Consider the following 17,155-nt stretch of genomic DNA (forward strand, 5'->3'; position numbering starts at 1 on the left):
AGGTTACTTGAACTGGGTATCAGTAACGTGTTTTTCTTTAAATGGGAATTTCTTGTCAAAAGATTCTAGTTCCTCTTGATTAACGTCAAAGACAGGATCTGCATAAAATCTTCCGGTTATGCCTTGCAGACCGCCTTTATACAACTCTAGCGCCATGAATGCTTCAAAATTTGCTCCTTCGGCAGTGCTTATCCCATAGCTTGCAGCATTTTCAAAACCAAACCGATGATAGTAGGCAGGATTTCCGAAGATAATAATGGCCTTATAATCCATAGCTTGAGCTATCTTTGTTGTATGTTCAATCAGAGCTGATCCGATTCCTAGTTTCTGACAAGATGGTAAAACGCTGATAGGACCAAAGGTTATCACCTCATGTTCATGGTCGTCCTTGTCCACAACCTTTGATTTAGTATATATTATATTGCCGACAATCTTATTGTTCAGTAAAGCTACAAAATCCAATTCGGGGATAAACGAGGAAGCCTTGCGGATGTTGTGCACAATCAGATGCTCAGCGCATCCTGGATGATAGAGATCCCAAAAGGCCTCTCTTGTTAAATTTTCTACTGTGTGATAATCGTTTTTGTTTTCCGGACGAATCATTATGCTCATTTTATTTTTCCTTTCACTCATTTTCTATCCCACTCATTTACAATAACATTCCCTTCATAGTGCCCTTTGTCCAACTGATGGCGGGCTTTTCGGTTTGCTACACTGTCAAAGATGATGGAGAAATCATAATCAGCGGGGTAGAGCTCACTGGCGGCTATCTGTAATTTTAGCCGTTTATGGTTTATCAGCCGTAAGTAGGGTATTACCTCGACATGGAAATATCCCTGAATCTCATAGGCTGAAACTTAACCAAGTATTAGGGACCACTATGTGGGAACAGGAAATATATCTAGAATCCCCCCAACTGACATTATTTGGTGATGTTGACATAGAAAGAGCTTCAATCGAACAAATTAAAGCCTACATAATTAAACGATTAAAAGCAGTATTTCCGGGAGTATCTTCGAATCCTCTTACCTTGCGAAATCCTAAAAACAACTCACCGTTATTTCTATTGTGTTTTGCTGTAAGCAATCCGTCATCTTCTGCAATAAATCTTTCTCTAAAAGCTGTGGACCATATTTTAACACACACTTAATAGTTATTTATAAATGAGGCGATAAAAATGTCAAAATCGAAAATTGAATGGACAGAAAATACCTGGAACCCGGTTACCGGTTGTACGAAGATATCTGATGGATGTAAAAACTGTTATGCTGCTGTCATGGCGCAACGTCTAAAGTTAATGGGTAATAAGAAATATGTTAATGGATTTGAGGTTACACTCCACGAATACTGCCTGACTGATCCTTTAAAGTGGAAAAAGCCTTCTCTAATCTTCGTAAATTCCATGTCGGATCTGTTCCATGAAGACATCCCTTTAGATTTTATCCAAAAGATTTTTGGGATTATGAACAAAGCATCTTGGCATACCTTCCAAGTTCTAACGAAGAGAGCAGAACGACTTGAAGAGCTGGCACCTTATTTGAATTGGAGCCCTAACATCTGGCAAGGAGTAACCGTTGAAAGTGATCAATATAGATACCGCATTGATTCCTTGCGGAAAGTGAATGCGAAGGTCCGATTTATTTCCTTTGAACCGCTAATAGATGAGGTTAAAAACCTTGATTTAGCGGGTGTGGACTGGGCGATTGTTGGTGGAGAAAGTGGGTTTAAGTCTCGAAGGATGGACTCTGAGTGGGTATTGTCAATCAAGAATGAATGCGATCAGCAAGGTGTTAGCTTTTATTTCAAGCAATGGGGTGGGACAAACAAGAAGAAAAATGGACGGTTATTGCTTGGGCAAACCTGGGATGCTATGCCGGAAATCGGTGCTAAATAATTGACAATGCTGCTCCCAATCCCCAAAAAAGTATTCAAATCAAACTAAAGGAGGGCTATGCATGAAAAAGATTTTGCTAACGGGTGCGTTCCTTCTCCTTGTTCTTGTAGCGGGTGGTTACTGGGCCTATTCTGATCGGGGGGAGGCAACTGTCGAAGGTGCAATTGAAAAATCCGGACGGAGAGGCAGCCAGGTAATTTATCAGGAAAAAGTTAATGACGGCGTGGTTGTCTTCACTAAACGTATAACCGGAAAAAGTAACACAATTGATGCCGGTTATGTAAAAAAGGGGTTGCTTGGCTGGAAATGGATTTGGGGAGGCGGCTTTTCCGGCTGCTCGGGACAGTATTTCCAAGCAGTTTCCGGAACTCCATTTCCTATGCTGGTTGGTACCATTGACAATGACCAAGCTTCAGAAATCAAGGTAACTGATACTGAACGTAAATTTGCCAAAGATGCTCAAATAGTTGGTACCGGTAATGATCGAATTTGGTTTGTCTTTGTAAATAAATCAGACGGACCGATTTTTGAAATAGACACGTTATCAGGTGCGGATAAAGTTCTTAACTCAAAAAGCATAAACATTCGAACCAGTACTACCTTTTAAAAAGAGGTGCCTTAATAATTAATCATTATTGTTTAGGAAGTTCTTGTAAAGAAATAAGTATAGACCTCTTTGCGGAGGTCTTTTTTCTATTCTCTTTACCGGCTTCATTTCTGTTACTCTACGAAAATTAGACAGAAAAGAGGAAAATCCTGTATACTTGTGGAATTTATTTGGTAATATTATGATGCTATTTTAAAGGAGGAAATGAACCTGAAACCCATCGTCTTTATCGATACCGAAATCGAACCGAAAAGTGGAAAAGTTCTGGATATCGGCGGTGTCAAGGGCGTTGGCAGTTCATTTCACTCCAATTCTCTGGTTGACTTCGCCAAGTTTCTTTATGGGTCGGACTATGTTTGCGGCCATAATATCTTCAATCATGATTTGAAATATATTCGCAATGCCCTCATTTATGCGGGCATTGATGACCCGACTATTATTGATACCTTGTTTCTTTCTCCACTGCTTTTTCCGGCCAAACCTTATCATAAGCTGGTTAAGGACGATAAGCTGCAAACAGAAGATACCAACAATCCACTGAATGATTCCATTAAGGCCAAAGACCTTTTCTTTGATGAGATTGCAGCTTTTCAGCAGACAGATGGTGATTTGCAGCAAATTTTTTATCAGCTCTTGAGAGAGCAAAAGGAGTTTTCCGGCTTCTTTCATTTCCTTGGCTATCAGGCAGACCATATGGATATCGAAAAAGTGATTCGGGAAAAGTTTCATTCTCAAATCTGCGCAAACAGTGATCTGGCCAGGATAATCGTGGAATATCCCATCGAATTGTCCTACTCTCTGGCGTTAATCAATACTGATAATCGGTATTCCATTACACCGCCCTGGGTTTTGAAGAGCTATCCGGCAGTTGAACGGATCATGTTTTTGCTGAGAAGTTGCCCGTGTCTGACAGGTTGTGCGTATTGCGATCAGGCCCTGGACGTTCGTCTAGGGTTGAAACGGTTCTTCGGCTTTGAGAATTACCGGACCTATGCCGGGGAACCGTTACAGAAGAATGCCGTCCAAGCGGCAGTTGACAACAAATCTCTTTTGGCTGTCTTTCCTACCGGTGGGGGGAAATCCATTACCTTTCAAGTGCCGGCTTTAATGAGCGGGGCCGCCACCAAGGGGCTGACCGTGGTTATCTCTCCCTTGCAGTCCTTGATGAAAGACCAGGTGGATAACCTGGAAAAAATGAATATTACAGATGCAGTGACGGTCAACGGTTTGCTGGACCCCATTGAAAGAGCCAAGGCTTTGGATCGCGTGGAAAATGGTTCAGCCTCTATTCTGTATATCTCACCGGAGTCTTTGCGTTCCAAAACCATTGAACGGTTGCTTTTAGGCAGAAATGTGGTCCGTTTCGTGATTGATGAAGCTCACTGTTTTTCCTCCTGGGGTCAGGATTTTCGGGTGGACTATTTATATATTGGGGACTTTATCAAAAGCTTACAGGAACAGAAAAGTCTTTCGGAAGGGATCCCTGTTTCCTGCTTTACGGCGACTGCCAAGCAGAAGGTGATTGCAGACATTCGAGACTATTTTAAGGAAAAGTTGGCCTTGGACTTGGAAGTATTTAGCTCCAATGCCTCCAGAAGCAATCTTCATTATGAGGTGTTCGAGAAGCAAAATGAGGAGGACAAGTATAACACGCTTAGGAATATGATCGAAGAAAAGAATTGTCCGACGATCATCTATGTGTCCCGCACCCGTAAAGCGGAAATATTGGCGCATAGATTAACTCAAGACGGTTATCTGGCCAGAGCTTACCATGGTCAAATGGATAAGCAGGAGAAAACTGAAAATCAGGATGTCTTTATGCGGGGAGAAATTCAGATCATGGTAGCCACCTCGGCCTTTGGCATGGGGGTGGATAAGAAAGATGTGGGGTTGGTCATTCATTACGACATCTCCGATTCCCTGGAGAATTATGTCCAGGAAGCAGGAAGAGCAGGACGGGACGAAACTATTTCAGCAGCCTGTTGTGTACTGTTTAATGATGATGATCTGAGTAAGCATTTTGTGATGTTGAACCAGACTAAGCTGAGTATGCAGGAAATTCAGCAAGTCTGGAAAGCTGTTAAAGATCTCACCAAATCCCGGAAACAGGTATCTCAATCGACCTTAGAGATTGCACGCAAGGCCGGGTGGGATGATGGTATTATGGACATCGGAACCAGAGTGACCACGGCGATTGCAGCCTTGGAAACAGCAGGCTATCTGAAAAGAGGTCAGAATTGCCCAAGACTCTACGCCAACAGCATCTTGGCCAGAAATGCCGAGGAGGCCATTCAGAGGATTGACAGTTCCGCACGTTTTAGTGGTAAGCAAAAGGAACAGGCCACGCGGATCATCAAGAAACTGATCTCCAGTAAAAGCAAAGGTCGCTCCGGTGATGAAGAAGCCGAAGCAAGAATCGATTATATCTCCGATCATTTGGGCATTGTGAAAGAGGACGTCATCCAGATTGTCAATCTTTTGCGGGAGGAAAAGATTTTAGCAGATTCTAAAGACCTCAATGCCTTTATTAAGAAAAAGGATAGCGGGAAGAATTCTCTGAGTATCCTGAAGACCTATGGGCAAATCGAGAAATTTCTCCTCTCAGTCATCAGTGATGAGGAAAAAATCATTCATCTAAAGGAGCTGAATGAGCAGGCGGAAGCGTCGGACTGTGAAGATGTCTCGCCCAATAAGCTCAAAACCATTCTAAACCTTTGTGCGATCAAAAACTGGATCAAACGGCAGACAACACCCCATTCTAAAAACCATCTGGCTGTTCTGGCGCTGTTTGACAAGGAAACGCTGACAGCAAAGCTGGAAAAACGGAATGATCTTGCCCGCTTTATTTTGGAGGTACTTTATGATTTAAGTAAAACAGATTCAGGTACGGATGAAAGCAGTCAGGAGGAAGTGCCGGTAGCCTTTTCTGTTTTGGAGCTGAAAGATAAATACGCTAATCAATCCACCCTCTTTCAGACTAGCGCAACGACGGAAGAGATTGAGGATGCTCTGTTCTATCTTTCCAGAATCGAAGCCTTGAAGATAGAGGGCGGCTTTATGGTGGTTTATAATGGGCTGACCATTGAACGCCTGGAGAAGGATAACAAAAAGCGTTACAAAGTAGATGATTATCAGAGGCTGGAGCAGTACTACCAAAATAAAGTCCAGCAAATTCATATCGTTGGAGAATACGCTCGGAAAATGATCAGGAATTACCAAGAAGCCCTCCAATTTGTGGATGATTATTTTAAGTTGAATTACAGTTCCTTTCTGCAACGATACTTTCCGGGCAGCCGTGAGGACGAAATCAAGCGCAACATTACACCCTCTAAGTTCAAACAGCTGTTTGGCGAGCTGTCACCGACTCAACTGAAGATTATCAATGATAAGGAATCAAAGACGATAGTCGTCGCTGCCGGGCCGGGAAGCGGTAAGACGCGGATTCTGGTGCATAAGTTGGCATCCCTGCTGTTAATGGAAGATGTCAAGCATGAGCAATTGCTGATGGTGACCTTTTCGAGATCTGCAGCGACGGAGTTCAAGAAGCGATTGTTAAAGCTGATCGGCAATGTGGCCCACTTCATTGAGATTAAAACCTTTCATTCCTACTGTTTTGACTTATTGGGCCGAGTCGGCTCCCTGGAAAAGTCAGGGGATATCATCCAGGAAGCGATTAAGCGGATCAAGAACGGGCAAGTCGAACCGGGCCAGATCACGAAAACGGTCTTGGTTATCGATGAGGCGCAGGATATGGATGCCCATGAATTTGCCTTAGTCGAGGCTTTGATGGAACAGAACGATAGTATGCGGATCATTGCCGTTGGGGATGATGACCAGAATATTTTTGAATTCAGGGGCGCCAGCTCCAAATATATGGAGAGCCTGATTACAGAACATGATGCGGTGATGGTGGAACTGGTGGAAAACTACAGGAGCAGACGAAATCTCGTCGAGGCTGCCAACCAGTTTTTAATGCGCATTCCCAACCGCTTAAAGCACACGCCCATTATGGCCGTCAAGAGTAACAACGGCAAGATTAAACGGGTTCACTACCGAAGCCGTCATTTGATGACGCCCTTAGTCGAGGACATCCTCGCCCAAGGGCTTACCGGAAGCACCTGTGTTTTGACGAAGAGGAATGAAGAAGCTTTACAGATTGCCGGGATGCTCATGAAGAAGGGCAGGCAGGCCAAGCTGATTCAGTCCAATGAAGGGTTTAACCTCTATAACCTTTTGGAAATCCGGTATTTTCTGATTCGCCTTAATTTGACCGAGGATGTTTATATTATCAGTGATGATCTTTGGGAAAATGCCAAGAGAAGACTGGCAGAGCGGTTTAGCGGCAGCTTGAATTTAGAGAGTTGTCTTAATCTGATTAAAGATTTTGAGGCCACGAATCCGAAGTATAAGTACAAATCTGACCTGGAGATCTTTATCCGCGAATCCGTGCTGGAAGATTTTGTAGGGGAGAATGTGGAAACGATCTATGTATCAACCATCCACAAGGCTAAAGGCCGGGAGTTTGACAATGTCTTTCTGATGCTGGACCAATTTGACCCCGGTACGAATGAGGCCAAACGCCAGCTCTATGTGGCTATGACCAGGGCAAAAAACAACCTGACGCTTTACGATAACGGGAACTATTTAAATTCCCTCAAAGTAGAGGATATGCAAGTGATTGCTGATTCTCAAACCTATCTTCCGTCTCAGGAATTGGTGATGCAATTATCCCATCGGGATGTCCAATTGGATTTTTTCCTCTACTGCCGTCCTCTGGTTAAGGATCTGAACAGCGGTGAGTCTCTTGGTGTTGACGGGAACGGCTGCTATAATGCCAAGGGCCAGGCAGTTCTCAAATTCTCTCATAGATTTTCAAAACAAATAGAGACGATGAGGCAAAAGAATTATGTGCCGAAAACAGCCAAAATACGCTTTATTGTCTATTGGCAGAAGGAAAACACTGAGGTCGAGGTTAGGATTGTTTTGCCGGAGCTTTATTTTGAGAAACTATTGCCATGATTATAAATCGGTCCGCCTCGTCTTATGAGGAAATTAAGCAGATGTGTTTGCGGCCATTATATCTTATATCAGCGGGTGCCGGGGTACGACCCAATTTCTTACCCGCATCTGTGAGTGACAAACTGATTGCGCATCAATAAAGTTATGAATGCGTAACAACAGTGTTGATGCCCATCATAGGAAACTCATCTTGTAATAGTGAAAAACAATATGATATTTGGCCTGCTTTCCAGTAAAGAGTCGGCGGGGGAAAAAAGTAAATTTGCATTAAATTGAGGTGACGACAATGGCTATGCGTGGTAAAAGCATAAATCTATTTCTCATGGATGGAGACCCAAACGGGCGAATCAAATGTACCCTTGCAAATTGGACAGGAGTAGCCTATAAAATTCCTCGCACTGAATTGGAAAAGTGCAAAGGACGTGATGACCTCTCACAGAGCGGGGTCTATTTCCTGTTTGGGTCATCAGACCAGACTGGCGAAAACACTACCTATATAGGGCAAGCTGGCATAAGGAAAAATGGTGAGGGCATTCTTTACCGATTGCAGGAACACAAACGCAATCCAGATAAGGATTACTGGACGGAGGCGGTTGTGTTCACCACTTCAAACAATTCTTTCGGACCAACGGAGATAAGCTACCTTGAAAACCGATTTGCCAATATGGCTGTCGCGGCAAAGCGGTATTTAGTTAAGAATGGCAACGAACCAACACCCGGACACATCACCGAGGAAAAAGAAAGCGAACTGGAAGAGTTCGTAGATTACGCCAAAATTATAATGAGTACACTCGGTCATAAGGTGTTCGAACCCTTGGCTCAAATAATACTTGCTTCCTCGGCAACTACCCCATCTGATGAGCGGGGCAGCCTGTTTTTTTCCATCAAGCGAAGCGGTGCAAACGCTCAGGCACGCTTGACCAGCGAGGGTCTTGTGGTTATGGCGGGTAGTTCCATCCGGAAAGATTCCGTGCCAAGTTGCCCTGACTATGTTAAATCCGCACGTGAGGACAACAAAGAGTATATAGATAAGAACGGTATTTTACAAAAAGACATTCTTTTCAAAACTCCGTCTGGTGCTTCGTCTTTTGTCCTCGGCGCGCCTACCAACGGCAACGTTGAGTGGAAAACCGAGGATGGTAAGACTTTCAAGGAAGCAGAGGCCGCTGAAACAGCAGATCAATGATACGGAAAAGCCAAGGAGGAAACCTATGAGCACGTTTGCCGTTATTGACACGGAAACAACATGGGGTGATGAGGTTATGTCTATCGGTGTTGTCATCGCCGACTCGGAAATCTTCGAGTTGGTGGACAAACGTTATTACATACTCACCCCTTTCAAGAATCACGGCGGTATGTACGCCTATGCTCTCTACATCAACGGTATTAAGCCTGACCTTGAGTGTTCAAGAGAAATGGTAATGACCGAGCTGGTTCGTTTTCTTGCCGCCTACAAGGTCGAGACCATGTTTGCGTATAATGCCTCTTTCGACTATCGTCATCTACCAGAACTGTCATACCTCGTTTGGTATGACATCATGAAGATGGCGGCGTATAGGCAGCATAACCCCAAGATACCGTGTCGTGCCGAGTGCCATGGCACTGGTAGATTGAAGCGCGGATATGGTGTGGAAAGCGTTTACAGAATGCTGAGCGAAGATTTGGTGTATTGCGAGATGCACAATGCGCTGACCGACGCGATAGACGAATTGGAAATTATGCGACTTCTTAACCATGAACTCGGCAAGTATGTATCGGCGAGAATAGGGTGACAGATAAAAAGTTCTAAGGAGAATGGTTATGAGCCATCCAAAACAGGGCAGGGATTTATACAGACCCATAATCAAAGAAGGGACCATCTTGCTTCGTCAAAGAAAACTCAGGGTGCTTTTCTAGGCGCTCAACTATCCAACGCTAACAATCAGGTTGACGGACAGACTGAATGGGTTAAGGTTGACGAAGACGATTATGATTACAGATACTCACCCTACGACTATGAGGATGAACGAGAGCCAGCAGAATTGACCGAAGAACAGCGAGAAATGGCCGCGCCAAGTATCAAAAAAGCGTGGCTAGGTATATCTGGAAAGAAAAATGCTAAAGGTTTGTCAAAAAAACACAAGACTTGCGACACCAAAATTATGTCAGCGAGGTCCTCTGTTTCGGGTTTGTTTACGCAAGAGATTGACGAAGCCTACGGAAAGTATGTGAACAATATGACCAGCGAGAAAGCACAGTGGGAACTACTCGATATTTTCATTCTCTCCGCAGTAGTCGCGGCAAAAATCAGAAAGCTGTCCAACGCTCGAATTGTAAATTACGGAAACCCACAAGAATACATAGAGGGCAAAGAAGTCATAGAAAAACTCAGCGCACCCTCAATTCGTGGACAGCATTAACAGAATTCTGCAAATCAACCCAAACTTGTTGGAAGAGAAGTCGCCTGCTCTGTCCATGATAGTAGGACGCTCTCTGATCGTGGACGGCGATTATTTGCCAATTGAAAACAAGGGGCTTAGAGAAGCTTTTTCGCTATAGCTCGGACTTTTATAACGATTACCGAACCTTTCAACGATATGATTCTGAGTGTGCATTTTATCAATTACTAAAATATTGCCACCAAATACGCCCGACATGAAATTTGGACTTGTTCCATCACACATATAAGATCGTAGAAACGCCGTGGACTTATCTCCTGCACGGAAATATCCTGAAATCGTGAAGAGGTTAAATAGCTATAGCTCTCATCTAAGCCATAGGTGGGGGCTATTTACATGAATTCTTTAAAACCAGTATCGACTATCTGGTGGGATTGACCAATAATAAAAAGCCCTATCGTTAATTTTAGTGATCGACACGTTCTCTTACATAAGGTAGTGGGGATATTATTAATAAGTTAGGGGAGAAGTGGCGGCCAGGCGGCCGCCGTTCTTTTTGACTGCCTTTCTTATCTGTAAGTTTCGCCGATTTATTAATGATGTTCATAGACAAAGAGAAAGCCAATGATGAGAATCAGTGGATTAAAGAAAAATATTTGGGATTTTAACACACAGAATATCATAATCTATTGTTGTTATGAACCGCTGCCAAGGCATTTGGGTGAAAGTGCATTTAGAAAGTTTAGTAATAATTTTGCGGCTACATTGCATATAATGCCATAATATTTGATCTTCGTAATACAAGTAGGAAGAATATGCAGAAGAAAACCTTCTTGCAATTTTTTTGACATTTAGGGTCATGACCTTAGAAATATTTCAGTCCTTATAATCCTTCCAAGAAAAACTTACCGATTTTCTGTCAAATGACTGAATTCTGGAGTTGCAGATAGCGATTCTGTGAATATAACGCCAAGATATTTAACAACATGCCCTGGGATTTAATTGGTTTATACATAAAAACCTTTTTCGAAATATAATCCATCAACAAAGGAGGAAAAATTACTCTCAGATGAAAGCTTCGCAGCATTAAAGAAGCTAATTTTCCCTTCTTCAAAAGCCTTCTTAAAATAATACAGGAACTTCTCTCTGAATTTCTTCGAAACTGCTTTGACTGGAATTTTGCTTGCACCGGGATATGTAAACATTATTGGCAATTGCTAAGATCAATGAATTAAAAGGAGGAACATACCTTGACTTCAACGTTTACAAAAGCAGCTGGAATTGGTTTTATTGTTTTATCAGCATTAAGACTAACTCCAATTATAAATGCCACTGGAAAGTGGTTGTTATATGTTTCAATCGCAGCGTTATTCTTAATATTATCGGACTTATTAGAATTCATTATTGAAGGTATAGTAGAAAAGAAAGGGGTCAATTTAAACAAGGCAAGAATACTCCTGCGTTCAATTTTTCTTGCGAGCGCAGTGATAGTTATAATCGTTTTACCTAATTTGAAAATTGATATTCCAGTAAAACAAGTTAATGCATTGAGTGACGCCATAACACTTGTTAGCTTAGGTATTGCAATAACATTGATTGGATTTAAAACAGAGAGAGTGCAAATCTCATCATTTAATAACACTAATAACATAAATAATGAGGTAAGAGAGTTTATAAATTCTATTGAAGGAAAGAAAATTATTGATGAACGGATAAGCGAATTATCGTTACAAAATGCAAAACAGCTATAGTAGCGCGGATGACAAGACAAAAATAATCTGAAAGATAATATGCTAGATATTTCCTATTAGTAAATCGTTTTTAGCACAAAGGATTGAATCTTGTGCTGTGAATATTAGCAACATAGCCAATTGCCGGTACAGAGAATCTTACAGCTCAAATAATGAGTAAAATATATTTAATGGCAGTCTGACTGGTAATTCCGGTTCTACTGCCTTTCTTTTTGTAGAGTTGGCTCTTGAATACATACAATCTTAATCCACATAATGATAATGTTCATTCAAAGACCAACGGTACCTTAACTTGGACACACATATTAATGTCTGTGCCAGATGGTATAATTTTTTTAGAGCATTACTCAATTAACAAAAAGAATCAGGTAGATATTCAAGCACAAACAAAGGATCTGTTAACATTAACCAAATCCCAGTCTCGATAAGGCCTTTTCAACAATGCTGGCTGTAATGTATTTCGGATTAATCCTATTAATATCGAGGATAATCTCTCTGGCATGTGTGGCAGGGAGTCCGCCAGATTCCACTAACATACAGATTAGTTCGATCCCCCAAATTGGCGTTACCCCTTCAGATTCACACATTTGCCTTAATGGTTTGTCATTAGTCACACAAGTCCAACTAAAGCTTTTGGCAAGAATTAAACATACGTTGTCTTGAAATGATAATGATCCTCTTTTCTCTGCCGCTAACATAACCTGGTCTAGTTCAGGTTCTACAAGTAAAATCCCTAGTTCAGCGCAATCACTTTCGTTAATTTCACTGATTTCATCTAAAACGGGAGTTGCTAAATATACTTGACCAACGTAAGTGCAAATCAATTTAATAATTGTTCTGTCACATTTTAAGAAATCAATAAGAATATTAGCATCTAATATTAAAAATTGACTCTTTGTAATTGCCATTCATTATACCCACGAAGAAACTATTTCTCGCATGGCTTCAAGATCAAATCTGAGGATCTCAGCTCCACGGCTCATGGTAATTTCATCCCTTTCAATAGCTTTGCGGACCAATCTAGATAAACGATCTTCTACAAAGTGAGACGATGATAGGGAGTCTGGTTCAAGGGAACGTAATACTTCTGGAGTTTGTTGGAATTTGTCTGGAGACAAAGCTTCAGGTTCTTCAGTTATACTTAGGGTTTTGCCAGTTTTCAATTTATAGGCATGCTGAAATTTTCCCCAGATAGATTTTCCTAAACTTTCAGAAAGGCGGTACAGGACTGTTTTGTAACTAACTTGAAATATTCGCTTTACTTTGAGAACACGATTAATAAAAGGCAAGCCATAAGCGTCAGCCCATTCTGATTCAAAAGCAGCATCGGGCATTAAGAAATGGGACGCAAAAACATTAGCCTCTGCTTCCTGATCAGGTTCTTCTGCGCTTAATCCCACGTCATAAGCGTCAAAATGCAAAAGTAAATGTCCAAGCTCGTGGGCAGCGCTGAAAATCCATCGCTCAACAGAAATCCGTTCCCAAACGTTAACGATAATAGCAGGTCCCCCATCTTCTTCTGAAACGGATAAACCAAAGAAGCCATCGGATGCAAGACTTAGGGGGTATACTTTTATCCCACTTGAATCAAGTAAACCGGCAATATCTCGGATTGGCTCTTTCACTTTGAGTCCAAATAATTCTCTAGCTTGCACAGCTGCGTATTTAGCTCTATCAGTTCTGTCATGCATTAAAGATAGTTTGTTGGCTAGGTCATGAAATAGATAATCTTCACGATCATTTAGTAAATTTTCCAGATAATTATAATCGTCAAGCCATTGTGCTACTTCGTTTAATATATTGTCCCGACTATTCATTCTCTTCAACGCTCGAAATCGCACCTTATTTAAGGTTCGAATCGGGACGAACAAATCTTGGAGTTTTACTCCAACGCCGGAAGCAATATTTTGTAAGGTCGATACTTTTGGGGTTGAGATGCCATTTTCGATATTCCGATAGGCAACTCTTGAAATTCCTGCAGAATCGGCAACTTGCCCTTGACTTAAACCTTTAGCTTCACGAATTCGGCGGAGGTTCATGCCAATATTTTTTTGATCCATATACACCACCCTTTTACTCTATTATATACAAAAAAACAATATTTGAATACATGATAACTAAACTTGTCAAAGAAAATTTTGCGTTGTATAATGATATTGCTAAACTGATTTTAATACTAACGAAGAGAGGGGGTGTCAAATTGGCCAAGAACTCAGGTGATAACCATAGACACGGTGCAGTGTGCAACCGTTCGCAAGCTTACAACCCCAAAAACGATTCGTGGGTGAAACGTGTAGTAAGACTGGTAGATTTATAGATGTTAAGTTGGGCGGGAACCCGTTTAAAGGAATTATTAAAGAAAAGTAGCTTTGAAAGGGGTGGTGCACTATGCAAGCGTTAGAAATGTAAGAAGAACATCCTGGCCGATGCTCTTCTTACAGTGACTTACTTAAGTTTAAATGCAATAAGTGGATAGTATAGGTCGGGTAACCTTGCTATCTCGCCAAGTCCAGGGAAAACCAATTCCCCTTGGCGGACTTTTATTGAATATACTATATGTCTGTTCGCCACATTTTATGAAGTTCCTGCTGGATTTGTGCTAAGTTACGGAGATTTTAGTTAATTTCCTAGCTCAATGCCCGAAATTTGAAAGGAAAGGGTAACTTTAATATGAGTGGAAACGAAATTAAACTTAATATCACGATCATTGTTGATGGTCTGCCTAAATCTGAAGATTATCCAAAAGCAATGAAAGTTGAAGAGATAATAAAAAAGAACCTTCCGGCCGGCGAAAAACAGAATTGGAGTAATTACCAGTTAAGCGACCGTAATCGGGTCTTGGACCCTTTTATGTCACTTGAGGGAAATAACGTCAACGAAAATGAAACTTTGTCCCTGACCAAAAAGGACGGCGGGGGCGGTGCTTTGTGATTATTGATCGGGCGTTATCCAATGACAGGTTTGAGCGGGACTTGGTCCCGCTCTTAACCCATGCAGAAATGTTTCAAGAAATAGGAATAAAGGTTTTGAGGATTAATTTTCCGCAAATTGATGTGGCGCTATGGTGGCGCAAGATGCGGCGTGAAGTCATCCTAAGAGTTGAAGCGCAGGAATATGACTACTTGCCGGTAAGTGGATGGTGGATCGATGCTAACGGGGTTCCTTTGTTAAAAGGTTCACGTCAGGTACCTCACGGAATGGGTTTTCAATGTGAAGATGGACATCCTCACGAATTACCAAAAACATGGTTTTGCTTTCAAGGTTGGAGAGAGTATCACGATCATAGTGGTCATCAAAATATACCGTGGTCATCAATAATGTTGGAACCGAAATTCCGTATATCTGGGCTAATACAACAACTCAACACGGATTTAAATAGGTCGGAGGTGAATGTCATATGAACTATCAAAAGTGGAATATTCCTAAATCGATTTTGACTAAGACTAATACCGCATTTAGTGAAGGTCGCCATGAAACATTTGTAATCTGGACAGCCTCATTGAAGTCTACTAGTTCACTTTGTGACATTAAGAGATGCATAGTTCCAGCTCAAAGACCTGGATTTACTGGAACGGGAGCTTATGTACACATAGAAGGTCATGAGCTAAATAGGATTCAGTTTGATAATTTTGATAAAGGGGAAAGAAGTGTTGTGCAACTGCATACCCATCCCTCAGCGAATGTTATTATGTCACGGCTTGATCTTGAGTGGGAAGTTGTAAAACATATTGGAGCGTTGAGTATTATTGTCCCTTACTATGGTAGTAGAGGTTTAGAAGAATTCTCAGGTGTAAATGTTTATGAACGGATGGAAAAAGGATGGAGATTATGGAGCAAAGAGGAGATTCGAGAACGGTTGGTGGTTAAGAGTGAGTGAAGCTCAGCTTAAAAATAAACTAGCGATATTTCGGTTATTTGGTAATAATCCTGCATTAATTAATAAACTTCAAGATGTGAAAATTGGGATATGGTCAGGAGATAATTCTAATTATAAGGCTGGTTATTTGTTAGCAGAGGCTCTCGGTGATTTGCTAGGTCGCTTTTGGCGTAATATCCACGTTACTGGTCCTCTTACAAGAGAGTTCATTTTGGTAGCCAATGAAGCAGCGTTATCAGGTGGCCAGCCAAATCCGGCAGTTGAGGAATGGAATCCACCCTACGATTTTGTCATTGCTATCGGGTCTGAAGCCCCTCTTATTTCCGGCAAAGTATTGAAAGTAGGTGCCTCTGGTTGGAGAGTAGGTTTTGGATCAAACGCCTTTGTAGACGACAATCCTAATCCTGTTGGCCCAGCTGCCGCGGCCTGTTTAGCAGCAATAGAACTTTTCAAAAATATTTTTAGAGAAGAACTTGGTGATCGTATTACCTCAATGCCAAGTGATTATCAATGGTCTGCGTGGGACTATGGGTTGAATGACAAAGCTCATGATAATAATAGCGTGTTCTTTGATAATGTTTTCTTTATTGGTATAGGGGCTGTTACTCACGGATTGTTATGGTTACTTGAGAGATGGCCTGCACCTATTACAGGAACAATATACTTAATTGACCAAGATTCCTATGATGAGTCAAATGGACAACGATATGTTGGTATGAAATCGAACGATTTTCGTCAATCGAAATCAGTTCAAGCGGCAAAACGCATCGTTCTAAAACATCCTAGTGTAAACGTGTACCCATATAGTACTGATATGAATACTTTTTTTGAGAGAGAAAGGCCGGATTGTGAAATTAAACTTGCAGTTGCCGGTGTAGACTCTGCGGAACACCGTCGTCAGCTAGCCCTTAAGTTGCCGAAAAGGGTTGTTAATATGTGGACTGAAAATGATTGGGTAGGAGCTGCAAGATTTGGGTTCCGAGATGGTTGGCCATGCCTATATTGTGCATATCCAATGAATAAGTTTGCACCTTTAGACGAAACAGGCGAAATTGCAAATCAAACGGGGCTGCAACCGATAAGGGTTCGGAAACTCTTGTTTAATGGGGCTGGATTAAACCAAGCTGACATTGATATTATCAAACAAAGATATAATAATCCTGGACTTCAAACTCTTCTCGGCAAACCAATTCGGAGTATTCTTGGTTCCTTATGTGCCACAGGGCATATAGCTCTACCTGGTACAAAAGAAGACACTGCTGATGTCCCATATGCATTTTCGTCTTTTTTAGCTGGTATTGGTGGTTTTCTCGAATTACTTCATGAGATTTGGGAAGTGAAATCAACCCCGGGCCATTGGCAATTTAGAGTATTTAGTTACCCTGTAGCGGGTAATTGGTCGGCGCGGGGACCAAAACAAAGTTGTTATCTATGTTCGGACGATATTGTGCAATCAAATATCCTTAGAAAATATGGTTAACGCCAATAATAGCAAGAAGGTGTATTTTTCCTATTTACGAAATAACATGAGAGAGCCTTCTACGAAAGGTTCTCTCGTTTATGTTTCGGATTGTTCGCCAATTCGTTGGAGTCCTGGGGAAAGGATGACCGGAGAATAGGCTTGATAAG

Annotated in this window: 15 protein-coding genes; 11 read left to right on the forward strand and 4 right to left on the reverse strand. The window is 41.7% G+C overall.

Features of this window, described 5'->3' with window-relative positions; genetic code table 11:
* Window positions 1-3 precede the first annotated feature (3 nt).
* Window positions 4-633, reverse strand: a complete 630-nt coding sequence (locus DSBG_RS06380) for a GNAT family N-acetyltransferase (protein WP_242877435.1) — start codon at window positions 631-633, stop codon at window positions 4-6.
* A gap of 544 nt (window positions 634-1,177) precedes the next feature.
* On the opposite strand from DSBG_RS06380, the gene DSBG_RS06385 reads away from it, so the two are divergent.
* The 6 genes from DSBG_RS06385 (at window position 1,178) to DSBG_RS06410 (ending at window position 9,919) form a co-directional block, all read left to right on the forward strand.
* Window positions 1,178-1,894, forward strand: a complete 717-nt coding sequence (locus tag DSBG_RS06385) for a DUF5131 family protein (RefSeq protein WP_068963352.1) — start codon at window positions 1,178-1,180, stop codon at window positions 1,892-1,894.
* Window positions 1,895-1,955: 61 nt separating this feature from the next.
* On the forward strand, window positions 1,956-2,501 hold the full coding sequence (locus DSBG_RS06390; protein ID WP_068963353.1) for a hypothetical protein: 546 nt from the start codon (window positions 1,956-1,958) through the stop codon (window positions 2,499-2,501).
* A 204-nt stretch (window positions 2,502-2,705) separates the two neighbouring features.
* On the forward strand, window positions 2,706-7,520 hold the full coding sequence (locus tag DSBG_RS06395; protein WP_176716195.1) for a RecQ family ATP-dependent DNA helicase: 4,815 nt from the start codon (window positions 2,706-2,708) through the stop codon (window positions 7,518-7,520).
* Window positions 7,521-7,806: 286 nt separating this feature from the next.
* Window positions 7,807-8,706 (forward strand): GIY-YIG nuclease family protein, encoded by a 900-nt coding sequence (locus tag DSBG_RS06400; RefSeq protein WP_176716196.1) that lies wholly within the window; start codon window positions 7,807-7,809, stop codon window positions 8,704-8,706.
* 25 nt (window positions 8,707-8,731) lie between these two features.
* On the forward strand, window positions 8,732-9,292 hold the full coding sequence (locus tag DSBG_RS06405) for a 3'-5' exonuclease family protein (RefSeq protein ID WP_068963354.1): 561 nt from the start codon (window positions 8,732-8,734) through the stop codon (window positions 9,290-9,292).
* A gap of 249 nt (window positions 9,293-9,541) precedes the next feature.
* Window positions 9,542-9,919, forward strand: coding sequence for a hypothetical protein (locus DSBG_RS06410; protein WP_068963355.1), 378 nt, complete (start codon window positions 9,542-9,544; stop codon window positions 9,917-9,919).
* Window positions 9,920-10,774: 855 nt separating this feature from the next.
* Here the strand turns inward: DSBG_RS06410 and DSBG_RS24285 are convergent.
* Window positions 10,775-10,876, reverse strand: a complete 102-nt coding sequence (locus tag DSBG_RS24285; protein WP_083236759.1) for a transposase — start codon at window positions 10,874-10,876, stop codon at window positions 10,775-10,777.
* A gap of 272 nt (window positions 10,877-11,148) precedes the next feature.
* On the opposite strand from DSBG_RS24285, the gene DSBG_RS06420 reads away from it, so the two are divergent.
* On the forward strand, window positions 11,149-11,649 hold the full coding sequence (locus DSBG_RS06420; protein ID WP_068963357.1) for a hypothetical protein: 501 nt from the start codon (window positions 11,149-11,151) through the stop codon (window positions 11,647-11,649).
* 404 nt (window positions 11,650-12,053) lie between these two features.
* On the opposite strand, the gene DSBG_RS06425 is transcribed toward DSBG_RS06420, so the two are convergent.
* The gene (locus DSBG_RS06425; RefSeq protein ID WP_068963358.1) at window positions 12,054-12,557 is read right to left on the reverse strand and encodes a PIN domain-containing protein; all 504 of its coding nucleotides are present in this window, start codon (window positions 12,555-12,557) and stop codon (window positions 12,054-12,056) included.
* A gap of 3 nt (window positions 12,558-12,560) precedes the next feature.
* Window positions 12,561-13,709 (reverse strand): XRE family transcriptional regulator, encoded by a 1,149-nt coding sequence (locus DSBG_RS06430; protein ID WP_068963359.1) that lies wholly within the window; start codon window positions 13,707-13,709, stop codon window positions 12,561-12,563.
* 610 nt (window positions 13,710-14,319) lie between these two features.
* Here DSBG_RS06430 and DSBG_RS06435 point away from each other — a divergent pair.
* The 4 genes from DSBG_RS06435 to DSBG_RS06450 are packed head-to-tail and all read left to right on the forward strand — an operon-like array spanning window position 14,320 to window position 17,006.
* The gene (locus DSBG_RS06435; protein WP_068963360.1) at window positions 14,320-14,580 is read left to right on the forward strand and encodes a hypothetical protein; all 261 of its coding nucleotides are present in this window, start codon (window positions 14,320-14,322) and stop codon (window positions 14,578-14,580) included.
* On the forward strand, window positions 14,577-15,050 hold the full coding sequence (locus tag DSBG_RS06440; protein ID WP_068963361.1) for a hypothetical protein: 474 nt from the start codon (window positions 14,577-14,579) through the stop codon (window positions 15,048-15,050). The genes DSBG_RS06435 and DSBG_RS06440 overlap by 4 nt, the downstream gene beginning before the upstream one ends.
* Window positions 15,047-15,526: a hypothetical protein gene (locus DSBG_RS06445; protein WP_068963362.1), complete on the forward strand. Its 480-nt coding sequence runs from the start codon at window positions 15,047-15,049 to the stop codon at window positions 15,524-15,526. The genes DSBG_RS06440 and DSBG_RS06445 overlap by 4 nt, the downstream gene beginning before the upstream one ends.
* A complete protein-coding gene (locus DSBG_RS06450) occupies window positions 15,519-17,006 on the forward strand; it encodes a ubiquitin-activating E1 family protein (RefSeq protein WP_068963363.1) in 1,488 nt (495 codons plus the stop codon). Before DSBG_RS06445 ends, DSBG_RS06450 begins: the two co-directional genes overlap by 8 nt.
* Window positions 17,007-17,155 lie beyond the last annotated feature (149 nt).

Source organism: Desulfosporosinus cupriresistens (genome assembly GCF_001707885.1).
Taxonomy (GTDB): Bacteria; Bacillota; Desulfitobacteriia; order Desulfitobacteriales; family Desulfitobacteriaceae; genus Desulfosporosinus.

Coding starts and splice junctions, on each gene's coding strand:
- DSBG_RS06385 (WP_068963352.1), top strand. CDS start 1,178: ATGTCAAAATCGAAAATTGAATGGACAGAAAATACCTGGAACCCGGTT.
- DSBG_RS06390 (WP_068963353.1), top strand. CDS start 1,956: ATGAAAAAGATTTTGCTAACGGGTGCGTTCCTTCTCCTTGTTCTTGTA.
- DSBG_RS06395 (WP_176716195.1), top strand. CDS start 2,706: ATGAACCTGAAACCCATCGTCTTTATCGATACCGAAATCGAACCGAAA.
- DSBG_RS06405 (WP_068963354.1), top strand. CDS start 8,732: ATGAGCACGTTTGCCGTTATTGACACGGAAACAACATGGGGTGATGAG.
- DSBG_RS06425 (WP_068963358.1), bottom strand. CDS start 12,557: ATGGCAATTACAAAGAGTCAATTTTTAATATTAGATGCTAATATTCTT.
- DSBG_RS06380 (WP_242877435.1), bottom strand. CDS start 633: ATGAGTGAAAGGAAAAATAAAATGAGCATAATGATTCGTCCGGAAAAC.
- DSBG_RS06445 (WP_068963362.1), top strand. CDS start 15,047: ATGAACTATCAAAAGTGGAATATTCCTAAATCGATTTTGACTAAGACT.
- DSBG_RS06430 (WP_068963359.1), bottom strand. CDS start 13,709: ATGGATCAAAAAAATATTGGCATGAACCTCCGCCGAATTCGTGAAGCT.
- DSBG_RS06435 (WP_068963360.1), top strand. CDS start 14,320: ATGAGTGGAAACGAAATTAAACTTAATATCACGATCATTGTTGATGGT.
- DSBG_RS06400 (WP_176716196.1), top strand. CDS start 7,807: ATGGCTATGCGTGGTAAAAGCATAAATCTATTTCTCATGGATGGAGAC.